Below are 12,941 nucleotides of genomic sequence, written 5' to 3'. Positions count from 1 at the left end.
CGACTGAGCTACTCGCCAGCCGAACCGGACCTAGCAGAAGAAAACTTGATGACTGCAAGTGTTCGGGCCCTGGCGGCGTGGCTGGGCAGCCGTTGTGCAGCGGCAACGAGTTCCTCTTTCCTCAGTGGTTTTCCTTGAGGGCAGTCGGTGTCCCCAACCGCATCGAAGAATGCCATCACTGCTGGCCCCGATTCATCGCCGTACGCCGTTGCGACTCTGTCCGCCCGTTGTTACTTCCGTCCTGACATGCAAATCAGAGGGCGTTCCCACAATCCATTGTCCCCATAACAACGCAGCCGTGGCATAGGAGAATACCAGCTCGGATGGCGTAAGGCTGCGGAATGCCTCCGCATGCAGTCCATATTGTGCCTTCGGGCTGAGCTTGGTCAGAGTCCGAGGATCTTGGCCGGCGATGCCCAGATCGGAACTGAGGATGAGGCGTGGATTGTCCATGTGCATCAGCGTGGCACTGGAAGGGAGGCTCCGAAAGTGGCCCGGCAGCAACTGTGGAGAACGGAGCGCCGCCGGAGGGGTGTGGAGGAAGCTATGGCGGACAGTTGCGTCCGGGAACGCCCTCAGTCGGGTCCTCCACGGGCAATCGCGTGGGAGCCCTCATGGGAAATGATCCCGATCCCGCTTTCTGATCCAGAAATTCCGGGATCAGAAAGCGGGATCGGGATCATTTTTGCTAACAGGTGCCGGCCTCCATCCCGGTAGAACGCGAAAAGTCAGTCCATCGCGAGCCCTTCAACGGGGGAGAGCCTGGCGGCCCGGCGTGCCGGCACCACGGAGGCGAGCAGCCCGGCGACGGCGGCGACAGCCACCACGGCAATGATCTGGCCCCAAGGAATCACGGCCGTTACCTCCGCAAAGGTACCCAGCGCCGATTGCGCCCCGGCCCAGCCGTAGAGCGTACCCAGCACGGAGCCGATGATAGCGGCAACGCCGGCGATCAACAGGGCCTCTAGGGCCAGCATGCCGCGCAGCTGTCCACGCGTCAGGCCCAGGGCCCGCAGCAGCGAGTTCTCGCGCGTGCGCTCCAGCACAGACAAGGACAAGGTGTTGGCCACCCCGATCAACGCAATGAAAACGGCCACTGCCAACAGCCCGGTGACAACCAGCAGCAGCATGTCGATGACCTGGTTGAACATTGCCTTCTCCAAGACTGATCCGGAGACGAGGTACTCATCAACACCCAAGGTGCTGGCCAGCGACGTGCGCAGGTCCATCAGCGCATTCGCGTCCAAGGAAGGGTCCACGGAGATCCACAACGGCGCCACTGTCCGCTCCCGGAGCGGGTCATCAGCAGCCAGCGGCGGGAAGGCATCCAGCGAGACCAGGGCGGTCATGCCGTAGTTCGTGGCGTTGGTGGCCGTGAGGTTGGTTGTCTGTGTGCCTGCTTCCAGGGTAGCCGAGGTGGCTGTGGAACCTTTGGGAAGAATTGCCGAGGTGCGCGTGGGCCTGTTGGCTCGGTTCGCCAGTAGCGCGGCAGCGTCGGCGTCGGAAATTCCGTACGCGGGAAGCTGCGTACCCCCGGCCGTCACGGTGCCCACCAAGTCAAGCGTGGCAATGTGTGCCACCCCGGGCAGGGCGGCCGCCGCGGCAATACGGGCAGAGGAAATGGCAGGCTCGCCAGGATAGGTCTGCGCCGTGATGTCCACGGGGTAGCTGCTGTCGAGTTGGGTGTCGAAGGCCTGCCGGGCCGTCGCGGCACCGGTCATCATCATGGTCACCAGTGTGACGCCGATGAGCAGCGCGGACGCCGTCGCGGTGGTCCGGCGCGGATTGCGCACGGCGTTGGCCGCGGCCATCCTCCCGGGGACTCCGGCGGGTGCGGCCAGGGTTCCGGCCAGGGAGACCAGCTTCGGCACGAACAGCGTTGCAGCCATGAGGAAACCGACAAAGGACGCCGCGCCGGAGGGCAATGCCAGCATCAGATTCGCCGATACTCCGCCGTATGCCAGGCCCGCCCCGCCGGCCAGAAGCAGCAGCACTCCAACAGTGAGGCGCACCCTTCCACCGGGATTGTGGACGGAGACGTCGTCGGCCGGGCGCAGTGCAGCCAGCGGCGCTACCTTGGTTGCCGCACGGGCAGGCACCAGCGCAGCCAACACAGTGAGCACGGTGCCCACCAGGATTCCGGCGATAACGGCCGACGGCGGCACCGCCAACGTGGCGAAGGCAAAGTCGGGGTTATGGCTCAGCAGGGATAAAACCAGTGCCATGACTCCGGTTGCGGCGAGCACGCCCAGCGCGGAGGCTATCAATCCTACAATCAGCGCCTCAAGAACCACGGAATTGCGCACTTGTGCACGGCTCGCACCAACGCAGCGCAGCAGCGCCAATTCACGGGTCCGCTGTGCCACCAGGACGGAGAAGGTGTTGGAGACAACCAAGGCTGAAACCAGCAGGGCAACTCCGGCAAAGGCCAGCAAAACAATGGTCAGCTGGTCCTGGCCGCCGGTCATGGTGGAGACCGTTTGGGTGGTCTTCTCATCAGCGGTCAGGATATTTTCAACGGGCTGCTCAACTGCGGTTGCAAGTGCCAACTTCGCGTCGGCAAGTGAGACCCCATCCTTGAGGTTCACGGAGATGGTGTTGAAGACGGTATCCGGTGAGGTGAGCCTGTCGACGGCTGCAGCAGTGCCCACAAATTGGGCCAGCCCTGAGGTAATGGGGTTAGCTGATGCGGCCGTGATGCCCGAGACCGTGGCGGTCAAGAGCGGGGTGCTTTCAGTGGATGTGGCCGCACCGGTCAAGGTGACCTTGCTGCCCACGGTCAGCGAATTTCGTTCTGCCGCAGTCGTATCGATCGTGACTTCTTGGTCATTGGTCGGCCACGCGCCCGAGGTCAAAGCAACCGGTTCCAGTGAAAGTTTGGCCGGCATATTGCGGAACGTGGCGCCAACGGTGGTTGTGCCCAGCTCTGCTTGAAGGTACGGGGTCCGTTGCGCATAGGACTCCGCGACGAGAGGTGAGGCGGCCACGGAGGCAGCGTCCGTCGTCGTTAGTGGTTGCTCCTGGGTGGGGGAGATGACGAGCTCGGCGGAGGAGTAGGACTGGCCGAGGGAGGCCTTCAGCGACGCCTTGGTGGAGGCGTTGACCATGAGGGTGGCGGAGAGGAAGGCGACGGCCAGCAGCACCGCGAGCGTGATGGCGATGAAGCGCCGGGAATGCGTGCGAAGTTGACTCAGGGCGACTTGCAACATGGCTTACGCCCCCAGCTGCGCCAGTGACGCCAGCACCGATTCGGCCGTGGGATTCTCCAGCTGGCCCACGAGTTCGCCGTCGTTCATCAACACCACGCGGTCGGCGTAGGAGGCGGCGACGGGATCGTGCGTGACCATGATGATGCTCTGGCCCATTTCGCGGGAGGATCGCCGCAACATACCCAGCACCTCGGCGCCGGAACGCGAATCCAGGTTGCCGGTGGGCTCATCGCCAAAGATGACGTCGGGGCGGGTGAGCAGGGCCCGGGCCACGGCGACGCGCTGCTGCTGGCCGCCGGAGAGTTCGTGCGGCTTGTGCGCCAGCCGGTCGACCAGGCCCAGGGTCTTGGTGATGAACGTGAACCACTCCCGGTCCACGGTGCCCCCGGCTAGTGCCACGGGCAAGGTGATGTTGGCTTCGGCGCTGAGTGTGGGGACCAGATTGAACGCCTGAAAAACGAAGCCGATCCGGTCGCGGCGCAGGTGTGTTAGAGCCTTGTCGTTCAGGGCGGTCAGCTCGGTGTCGCCGAGGTGGATAGTTCCGGCAGTCACCGAGTCAAGCCCGGCCAGGCAATGCATCAGGGTCGATTTTCCGGACCCGGAGGGGCCCATGATGGCGGTGAACTGCCCTGCCGGGAAGTTCAGGTCCACACCCTTAAGCGCGGTCACCTCGGTCTCGCCCCTGCCGTAGGTCTTGCGCAAACCGCGGGCCTGAACCGCTATGGTGCGTTGGGAATTCTCAGTAATGATCGTCATGGTCCCAGCCTAATTTCCACGCGAAGCCGGGGGATCGGAGCCGGGGTGGAGATCACTGAAAAGTTCGACGCCGGTTCCTCCTACCAGGGGTGGAGCCGCCGCCCGCGGGGGTGGACGCCAGTCGGAGTGTGCCGGCCACAATGGGGCATGAGCATAGTGCTGAAAACCCAACGCATGGTGTTGTGTGAGTTCACCGAGGCCGCACCGACAACAAATTCCTACCTGCGGTCCAAACCCGGACGCCCTGCCGGCGAGCCGGAGCGTGGTTACCGTCTGTGCAAAACGGCCTGGGGACGAGGACTGGCCACGGAGGGGAGCCATGCGCTGATCGACCGCGCCTTCCTGAACCCCGCGGCTAGCAGGGTTATGACGGAGACTATGGCCGCCCGGATGGTGGCCGGGCATGTCGGACCGGAGCCACAGGTCTAGTCCACGTCCTCCTGCGGTTGGTTTTGAGGGTGTACCTGCGGCAGGACCTGGGGCGCCGGGCGGAATTTCTTGAGCCAATACTCGCTCTGGGCGATGTGTGCGGCGGTGGCCGTGGCTGCCGAGGCCGGATCTCGGTTCCGGATGGCTTCGAGAATGTCGCGGTGGCCCTTGTTGCTTACCTGGCGCACGGTTGCCCCCTCAACACTGTCGAAGATGTTGAAATGCCGTCCGCGGGAACGGAACAGGCCCATGAGGCCCGTCAACGTCGAATTTCCCCCTGCTGTGCAGATGGCCTCGTGGAAGCGAGCATCCAAATCTGAAATGTCCGCGGAATCCTCCGTGGCCTCCATCTTAGCGGTGAGGTCGTCGAGTTCGGCCAGGAGTTCCGGCGTGCATTTTGCCGCAGCGCCGGCCGCGGCGTGCGACTCAAGAGCCCGTCGGATTTCAAATAGCTCAAGGACGCTGTCGAAGGGGAAGAGGTCAACCAGCAGTGCAAACCCCTTGAGGATTTCGGCTGGTTCCAGGGATGACACATAGGTGCCGGATCCATGCCGCGCCTCCATGACGCCCAGTGCCGACATGGCCCGGATAGCCTCGCGAAGGGAACTTCTGGACACGCCAAGCTGCGCTGAAAGTTCACCTTCCGGCGGACATTTTTGGCCGGGGGCCAGTTCCCCGGATGCAATCTTGGACCGCAGCCCCTGCATGGCCGTTTCCACTGCACTCACGGTAGGGCTCCTTGGGTCGGGGCGGCGGGCACCGCCGCCAATCATTGAACTCATCATATGTGTTTTCAAAGTCATCGGACATCTTGCGCCGCGAAGAGGCTACGGAAGCATCTGATTCGCAAAACTTTAGAAAGTCATCTGATGAATATTGGAAGTGACGTCTTGTCTTAGGTTTTTTTGTGAGATAGCTTACAGGTACTTCGATCCGCCTGACAGAAAGTCCAACGTGTCAATCCCCGCACTGACCGCACCGTCCCCGCTGCTCACCCCCGAGGGCGCCCCGGCCATTTCCGATTGGTCCATTACGCCGGGCAAGGTCCACCTGAACCACGGCTCCTACGGGGCAGTTCCCCTCGCTGCACAACAGCAACAGCTGCGGCTCAAGGTTGAGATGGACCAAAATCCCTGCACCTGGTTCATGGGACAGGCTGCCACCCTGGCCGGAACCCGCGTCGGCATTGCGGAATTCCTGCGCGTCCCCCACGAGGACATGGCTCTTGTCATTAATGCCAGTGCCGGCGTCAGCGCCGTCTACAACTCGCTGCCCTTTGCCGACGGCGCCGAAATCGTCACCACCGACCACGCCTACGGCGCGGTTCTTGAAGGCGCAAAGCGCATTGCCCGCAAGCACAACGGGAAGGTGCAGGTGGCGTCCGTGCCGCTCGACGCCGACGCGGCACTTGTCCTGGAACTAGTGATGGCGCAGGTCAACGACCGCACAGCCCTGATTGTCATCGACCAAATAACTTCCGCCACCGCTCGCCGCTTCCCCGTCGTGGAGATTGCCGCGGCAGCGGGGAAGCTTGGGGTTCCCGTACTTGTCGACGGCGCCCACGCACCAGGTGTGCTTGCCGAACCCGTTCCCGACTTTGACGGGTTCTGGGTCGGAAACCTGCACAAGTTTGCCTGCGCCCCGCGTGGCACGGCGGCGCTGGTGGCGCGCGGGGCGTTCCGCCGCTACCTGGAGCCCTTGATAGATTCGTGGGGCTTCCCCCATGTCTTCCCCGAGAGCTTCGACCACGTTGGTACCCAGGACATCACGTCATGGATGTCGGCAAGGACGGCGTTTGACACGGTGGAAGCCAGATATGGATGGGATGGGTTCCGCAGCTACGCCGCCTCCCTCGGCGACTACGGCCAGCACATTGTGCAGCATGCCTTCTCGGCCCTGACGGGGGAGGACGCGTCGGTGGGCGTGGGGATGCCTGTTGATCCGCTCCGGCTGATCAGGCTGCCGCGTGGCCTTGCCGAAACCCATGAGGACTCACACGCGGTGCGGGCACTCATTTCCGACGTGCTCGACTTTGAAACGGCCATCACCACCTTTGGCGGAGCAGGCTACCTCCGGCTGTCCACCCACCTATACAACACCCCAGCCGACTACGAAGCATTCGCCGAGCGTGCCGTCCCCGCCCTTGCCAAGCTCGCCCAGGCCCGCTGACAAGGGAATTGGCCGAACTTTCCTGAACAAAAAACAATCTCTGCTTCACACCCCTATGAAAGGTCATCCATGAAATCCAAACTCACGACCATAGCCGCACTGGGTGTGGCAGCCGTCCTGGCACTCTCCGGATGCGGCGGCGCTGGCGGCAAGGACGCCGCCAATGGCCAGGTCACCCTGAAAATGGTTGAAAGTCTGACAAACCCCACACGCACCGACACCATCAAGAAGCTTCTCGCGGGCTTCGAAAAGGACAACCCCACCATCAAGGTTGACCTGATTTCGCCTCCCACCGACTCTGCCGACCAGAAGATCCAGCAGATGCTGCAGTCGGGCAAGGGCATAGACGTTGTGGAGGCCCGCGACATCACCGTCGGTTCCTTCGGCGCCAACAAGTGGCTCTACGACATGAGCGCCGACCTGAAGGGTTGGAATGGCTGGGCCGACCTGACCGACAACGCTGTGAACTACTCAAAACAGGACGACAAGACCTACTACATCCCCTACGGCTTCTACGGACTGTCCCTGTTCTACCGGACGGACCTTGTCAAGGCCGCAGGGTTCAGCGGCCCGCCGTCGAGCTGGAAGGACCTGATCAACCAGGCCGAGAAGCTCAACGACCCCTCGGCCAACAAGTTCGGATACGCATTCCGCGGCGGCCCCAACGCCAACTCAAACGCAGTGGCAGTCATCGAGGCCTACACAGCGGACCAGGTCAACAAGGAAAACGCGTTCCTGCTGAACAACGGCAAGACCATCTTCTCCGCCCCTGAGGCGCAGACGGCCATGGACGACTACATGAAACTGTTCAAGAAGGGCTCGCCACCGTCGTCAGTTGCCTGGGGCTACCCGGAAATGGTGCAGGGCTTCAGCAACGGCTCCACAGCGTTCCTGCTACAGGACCCCGAAGTGATTGCAACAATCAAGGAATCCACCTCCGTCAAGGAAGACCAGTGGAATGTTGCACCGCTGCTGGTCGGCCCCACGGGCAAGGCCATCCAGCCGGTGGCGTCCGCGGGTTGGGGCATTGCCGAAAGTAGCGCCCACAAGCCCGAGGCCGTCAAGCTGATCAAGTACCTGGCGCAGGGCGAACCGGCGACCACCTTCAGCAAAGACAACAGCCTTGTCCCTATCCTGAAATCGGCTGCAAAGGACCCGTTCTACAGCACGGGCCCGTGGGCCGCCTACGTGACAATGACAGAAAATCCCGACACCTACATATCGGCCGTCCAGCCGCGCGGTGTTGCCTGGTGGACCGAATGGATCAAGAAGTCCGACGGTGAACTGCAGCGGGTCCTCACGGACAAGATGTCCACCAAGGAACTGCTGGCCAGCTGGGATTCATACTGGACCGAAAAGATGGCGGGATAATTCACCGTGGCTTTCAATGCACAGCGGACGGTGGTGCGCAGACCGGAAACGGTCAGCGCACCACCCGGGCCGTCCCCGGAGTACCGCAGGAAGAGGCGTTACAACTCCCGAACTGCCTGGACCATGGCAGCCTTTATGGCGCCAGCAGCCATTTTCGTTGCAATCTTCACCTATTACCCCATGATTTCCGGAAGCCAGATGGCGTTCAGGAACTGGAACCTCAATGACCTTTCCGACACGTCCTGGGTTGGCTGGGGCAACTTCATCACGTTGTTTGAGAATCCGGAATTTGGCACGATCGTCCGCAACACCGTGGTGTGGGTTGTTGGCTCACTTGTGCCACAGGTTGTCATCGGTTTCGCCCTGGCCCTGTTCCTGAAGCGCAAGTTCAGGTTCCGCAGCGGCTACCAGGCGTTGATCTTCTTCCCTTGGGCCGTGTCAGGTTTCCTCATCGGCATGCTTTTCCGCTGGATGTTCAATGCCGAGTTCGGCGTGGTCAACGACCTGCTGATGAAGGCGGGCATCATCCAAACGCACATCCCATGGCTGGCGGAGCCCGGCTTTGCCATGACGGCAATCATCATTGCCAACATTTGGTACGGCGTGACGTTCTTCGCAATCATGATCCTGGCGGCACTGCAATCGGTATCGGATGAAATGTATGAGGCCGCGGCGATCGACGGCGCAGGCAAGATTCGCACGCTGTTCAGCATCACGCTGCCAGCCATTGCCGTGACGCTTGGCTTGACGATCCTGCTGCGCATCATCTGGATCTTCAACTTCCCTGACATCATCTGGGCCATGACGGGCGGCGGTCCGGCGGACCAGACGCACATCATCACCACCTACATGATCAAAATTACGCAGGAAGGCGATTACGGCCAGGCATCGGCACTGGGACTCATCGTGATCTTCACTTTGATGCTGTTCGCAGTCTTCTACCTGATGGCCATGCGCCCCCGAAAGGCAAACCGATGATTGACAAACAAACCGCCTTTGGCCGGGTCAGCAAATTAGTTTTCCTTGGCATCTGCCTGATCGTCACGATATTCCCGCTGTACTGGATCGTCGTCACCTCCCTCAAGGCCCCGGGTACCATCTATTCGCTACCCCTGGATTACTGGCCCAAGGAACTCTCTTTCGAGAACTACATCGGCTTGTTCACCAAGAGCGACTTCGGCCGGTACATGATCAACAGCCTCGTCGTGGCGACCGTGGCGTCTACCGTGGCGACGCTGATCTCGTTGCTCTCCGCCTACGTCCTGGCCCGCTTTCATTTCGCCGGCAGGGGCGCCGTCATGGCCGCGTTCCTGCTGACCCAGATGATCCCAGGATTTATCGCCCTTGGCCCGCTATACATGATGATGACAAACTTCGACCTTGTCGATTCCAAGACCGGTCTGATCCTGGTGTACATCGCCATTTGCATACCGTTCTGCACCATCATGCTGCGCGGCTTCTTCGAAAACGTGCCCGATGCGTTGGAGGAGGCGGCCATGATTGACGGCTGCTCCCGGCTCAGCGCGCTGTTCAGGGTCCTTGTCCCCGTCATGATGCCTGGCATCGCCGCCAGCTTCATCTTCAACTTCGTCAACTGCTGGAACGAGTTGTTCCTGTCCGTGACCCTGATGAACTCCGACGAAAACAAGACCATCCCGACCGCGCTGGCCGGTTTCATCTCCAGCTTCAACATCGACTGGGGTTCAATGTCCGCCGCAGCCGTGCTGACGGTTGTCCCGACGCTGGTGATCTTCGCCTTCGCCAGCAAGTTCATCGTCCAAGGCCTCACCGCGGGAGCGGTCAAGGGTTAACCCCTTCGGGTCAGCGCGGGGTGACGATCCCGGTCTCATAGGCGATGACCACCACCTGCACCCGGTCGCGGGCGTGGAGCTTGGCCAGGATGTGGCCCACATGGGTTTTGACGGTCGCCTCCGACACAAAGAACCGGGTGGCTATCTCCGGGTTGGAGAGCCCGTTGGCAATCAGCTCAAACACCTCGTGTTCGCGGGCCGTCAACGATTCGACGGCCGCCGTGTGGGCCTTGTTGGCGGGGCTCGGTGCCGAGAGCATCGGCGCCACATGATCCAGCAGCCGCCGCGTGGTGGAGGGGGCGATCACGGCGTCCCCGGCAAAAACAGTCCTGATGGCGCCCAACAGTTCCTCGGGCGGGGCATCCTTGAGCAGGAAGCCGCTGGCGCCGGCCTGGATGGCGGCCAGCGCGTATTCGTCCAGGTCAAAGGTGGTCAGCACCACGATCTTCAGCTCCGCCAGCCACGACCCGGCAGAGGCTGCCTTGGTGCGTTCCACGAGCCGGCGGGTCGTTTCAATGCCGTCCATGCCGGGCATACGCACGTCCATGAGAACCACGTCGGCGGCGATGGCGGAGAGCCCTGCCAGGGCTTCGATCCCGTTCCCGGCTTCGAGCACAACCGTGAGGTCGGGCTGGGAATTGATGAGCATGCCCAATCCGGAACGGACCAGTTGCTGGTCGTCGACCAAGGCGACGCGGATGGGGTTGGAAGTCATGTTAAGTCTCCGTGTAGGGGATGAGAACGGTGATGCCGAAGCCGCCGCCGGGCAGCGGCCCGGCGTTCAGGGTTCCGTCGTACAGCTTGACTCTTTCGGCCATGCCACACAAGCCGTTCCCGCCAGCAGTGGTGGGCTTGGGCGCTGTGGGGGTGCCGCCGTCGTACGTGGGGAGGGGGCCGGTGTCAACGAACGACGCCGAGGCCCCCCTGCCGTCGTCCGTCACCGACACTTCCAGCCCCCGGGCGGTCCAGTTCAACCTCACGGTGGCCACGACTTTGGGGCCGGCGTGTTTGATGACATTGGTCAGGCCCTCCTGGACCACACGGTACGCAGTCAGCTCGGCGCCGGCCGGCAGCATCCGGCGCGGCTCGCCCCTGACATCGAAGGAAACAGGGAGCCCGGCAGCGCGGATACCCAGCAGCAGCTCATCCAGGTCGGCCAGGCCAGGCAGGGGCCGCATGGACGCGTCCTCGTCGCCGCGCAGCACGCCCAGCAGCCGGCGCATTTCCTGCAGAGAGGACCGGCCGGTCTCGGCGATGGTGGCCAGGGTGGCCGGGGCGATCTCGGGGTTGGCCACGGCGGCGTAGCGGGCGCCGTCGGCCTGAGTGATGATCACGGAGAGGGAATGGGCCACGATGTCGTGCATTTCGCGGGCGATGTGGGCGCGTTCGTCGCTGGAGGCCAGCTCGCGTTCGTGCTGGGCCTCAATTTCCAGCCGGTACGCGCGGTCCGCCAGGGCCTGTTCGCGCAGGCGCTTGGTCCGGGTCAGGTCCCCGGCCGTCCAGCTGAAGAGCACCAGCACCCAAACCACCAGAATCAACACGGCGCCGTAGGGCAAGTCAACCAGCGAGGCGGAGGTGAGGTTGTAAAAGTAGCGGGTCACGAGCATGACGGCGCCCATGAGTGCCAGCCCGAGCCCGCCCAGGCTGGCCCAACGGGGGCCGAAGGCGGCCAGCGGATACACAATGAGAGGAACGGCAATGTTGGAGGGCATGGGCTGCACGGCCAGGGCCCATTGCGCAATGGCCACAACGGCAATGATGATGCCTGCCATAACAGTTCGTGTGCGCCTCCATGCAAGCGGCACTACCAGGGCCGTGGTGAACACCATGCCGCCGGCTATGTGGGGGACGGAATCTGCGGTGGCGCCGGTGGTCATCAGGCTGAACGGCATGACTGTCAGCCACAGTACGGCCATGAGGACGAAGTCGACGGCGAAACGGTGCCGGCGGAACCATTCGTAGAGGGGATGCATGATCACCCAATCCACTCTAGGGTGCGCGGCGTGCGGTGGCATCCTGCCCTGGTAGGAGCTTGACTGGCAACTTGCTCGTGACCGGCCGGGCCTGGCGGGTCCATCCGGGACCTGCCGGGGGCTGGCGGGTCTTAGGATTGTTGAGCCGCGGCGGCGGTGATCCTGGTGGCCATGTTCTTGAAGATGATGCCGTGGAAGGGAAGCACGGCCAACCAGTACAAGCGCCCGGACAGGCCGCAGGGGAAGAAGATGGCCCGCTGGCGGAACACGCTGCCCGTCTCCACCCCGCCCGCAAGCAGCGGGGTAACCTCAAATTCGAGCCAGGCACGTCCCTGGACGATCATTTCTGCCCGCAAGCGCAGCAGCTTCCACCGCTCCAGGGTTTCCACCCGCCACCAATCCACGGTGTCGTTGAGCTGCAGGCTGTTGCTGCTGCGCCGTCCGCGGCTCAGGCCCACCCCGCCGGCGAGCTTGTCCATCCAGCCGCGCACCGTCCAGGCGAACGGTAATGAGTAGTAGCCGTTCTGGCCACTTATGCCCTCGATGACCTTCCAGACATCGCTGGCGGGGGCCGTGGTGGTTTTTCTGCGTTCATCGGTGAACACCGTCAGCCCCGCCCAGTCGGGATCGCTGGGTAGCGGTTCTGCCGGAGCGCTCACGGCGTGGGCTGTGGCCTAGCTGGTTTCCACGGTATCCGCCTCGATCTTGTGCAGCGCCAGTTCCACGGTGCGCGTATAGGGTGTTAGCCCGCAGTCGGCCTCGGGAAGGTAGTTGGCAATGTCGGTCTCGCTGGCCACGCAGTCATGCTGCAGTGACTCCGCCAGGGGGATGTCCAGGCTGCGGTGGACAGGGGTGACTAGATTGACCCACTGGGCGGCAAGCCATGGCGTCAGAACGGGAAGGGGCAGAACTACAAGCTGGCGAAAATTGGCTGCCGCTGCGTAGCTGCGCATCATCTGTGCGTAGCTGAGAACCTCCGGTCCGCCAATATCGAAGGCCCTGTTTACCCCTGCCAACAGTTGGCAGGCGCCCACCAGATAGTGCAGCGCATCCCTGACGGCGATGGGTTGGATCTTGTTCAGGACCCACTTGGGGGGCGGGCATGACCGGCAAGACCTCTGTTAGGTGCCGGACCATCTCGAAACTGGCAGAACCGGAGCCTATGACCAACCCCGCTTGCAGAACAGCCGTAGGGATACCCGAGGACAAACCAATCTCGCCTA

General features: G+C 62.7%; 12 protein-coding genes. 5 read left to right on the top strand and 7 right to left on the bottom strand.

What is annotated here, in order from left to right; all coding sequences use genetic code 11:
* Positions 1 to 728: 728 nt before the first annotated feature.
* Positions 729 to 3,209, bottom strand: coding sequence for an ABC transporter permease (locus AOC05_RS09730; RefSeq protein ID WP_062007044.1), 2,481 nt, complete (start codon positions 3,207 to 3,209; stop codon positions 729 to 731).
* Positions 3,210 to 3,212: 3 nt separating this feature from the next.
* Positions 3,213 to 3,965: an ABC transporter ATP-binding protein gene (locus tag AOC05_RS09725; protein ID WP_062007043.1), complete on the bottom strand. Its 753-nt coding sequence runs from the start codon at positions 3,963 to 3,965 to the stop codon at positions 3,213 to 3,215.
* A gap of 45 nt (positions 3,966 to 4,010) precedes the next feature.
* Here AOC05_RS09725 and AOC05_RS09720 point away from each other — a divergent pair, with 45 nt between their 5' ends.
* A complete protein-coding gene (locus AOC05_RS09720) occupies positions 4,011 to 4,394 on the top strand; it encodes a GNAT family N-acetyltransferase (RefSeq protein ID WP_154605665.1) in 384 nt (127 codons plus the stop codon).
* Here the strand turns inward: AOC05_RS09720 and AOC05_RS09715 are convergent.
* On the bottom strand, positions 4,391 to 5,122 hold the full coding sequence (locus AOC05_RS09715) for a FadR/GntR family transcriptional regulator (RefSeq protein WP_062007041.1): 732 nt from the start codon (positions 5,120 to 5,122) through the stop codon (positions 4,391 to 4,393). The genes AOC05_RS09720 and AOC05_RS09715 overlap by 4 nt on opposite strands.
* A gap of 226 nt (positions 5,123 to 5,348) precedes the next feature.
* Between AOC05_RS09715 and AOC05_RS09710 the strand changes: the two genes are divergently transcribed.
* The 4 genes from AOC05_RS09710 (at position 5,349) to AOC05_RS09695 (ending at position 9,745) form a co-directional block, all read left to right on the top strand.
* Complete coding sequence (locus tag AOC05_RS09710) at positions 5,349 to 6,563, top strand: aminotransferase class V-fold PLP-dependent enzyme (protein ID WP_230085289.1); 1,215 nt, start codon at positions 5,349 to 5,351, stop codon at positions 6,561 to 6,563.
* A 69-nt stretch (positions 6,564 to 6,632) separates the two neighbouring features.
* The gene (locus tag AOC05_RS09705; RefSeq protein WP_062007040.1) at positions 6,633 to 7,934 is read left to right on the top strand and encodes an ABC transporter substrate-binding protein; all 1,302 of its coding nucleotides are present in this window, start codon (positions 6,633 to 6,635) and stop codon (positions 7,932 to 7,934) included.
* A gap of 6 nt (positions 7,935 to 7,940) precedes the next feature.
* Positions 7,941 to 8,912 carry a carbohydrate ABC transporter permease gene (locus AOC05_RS09700; RefSeq protein WP_231687087.1) on the top strand — a complete coding sequence of 324 codons (972 nt, stop codon included), beginning with the start codon at positions 7,941 to 7,943 and terminating at the stop codon, positions 8,910 to 8,912.
* Positions 8,909 to 9,745 carry a carbohydrate ABC transporter permease gene (locus AOC05_RS09695; protein WP_062007039.1) on the top strand — a complete coding sequence of 279 codons (837 nt, stop codon included), beginning with the start codon at positions 8,909 to 8,911 and terminating at the stop codon, positions 9,743 to 9,745. The genes AOC05_RS09700 and AOC05_RS09695 overlap by 4 nt, the downstream gene beginning before the upstream one ends.
* Before the next feature lie 10 nt (positions 9,746 to 9,755).
* Here AOC05_RS09695 and AOC05_RS09690 read toward each other — a convergent pair whose 3' ends face one another.
* The 4 genes from AOC05_RS09690 to AOC05_RS20580 form a co-directional block, all read right to left on the bottom strand.
* Positions 9,756 to 10,460, bottom strand: a complete 705-nt coding sequence (locus AOC05_RS09690) for a response regulator (RefSeq protein WP_062007038.1) — start codon at positions 10,458 to 10,460, stop codon at positions 9,756 to 9,758.
* A 1-nt stretch (position 10,461) separates the two neighbouring features.
* On the bottom strand, positions 10,462 to 11,718 hold the full coding sequence (locus tag AOC05_RS09685; protein WP_062009606.1) for a sensor histidine kinase: 1,257 nt from the start codon (positions 11,716 to 11,718) through the stop codon (positions 10,462 to 10,464).
* A 131-nt stretch (positions 11,719 to 11,849) separates the two neighbouring features.
* Positions 11,850 to 12,377 (bottom strand): DUF2867 domain-containing protein, encoded by a 528-nt coding sequence (locus tag AOC05_RS20585; RefSeq protein WP_315899868.1) that lies wholly within the window; start codon positions 12,375 to 12,377, stop codon positions 11,850 to 11,852.
* 15 nt (positions 12,378 to 12,392) lie between these two features.
* Positions 12,393 to 12,752 carry a hypothetical protein gene (locus AOC05_RS20580; protein ID WP_315899867.1) on the bottom strand — a complete coding sequence of 120 codons (360 nt, stop codon included), beginning with the start codon at positions 12,750 to 12,752 and terminating at the stop codon, positions 12,393 to 12,395.
* Between the last annotated feature and the right edge of the window lie 189 nt (positions 12,753 to 12,941).

The sequence above is a fragment of the Arthrobacter alpinus genome (genome assembly GCF_001294625.1).
GTDB classification, from domain to species: domain Bacteria; phylum Actinomycetota; class Actinomycetes; order Actinomycetales; family Micrococcaceae; genus Specibacter; species Specibacter alpinus_A.
This window is presented reverse-complemented; position numbering and strand designations above follow the sequence as displayed.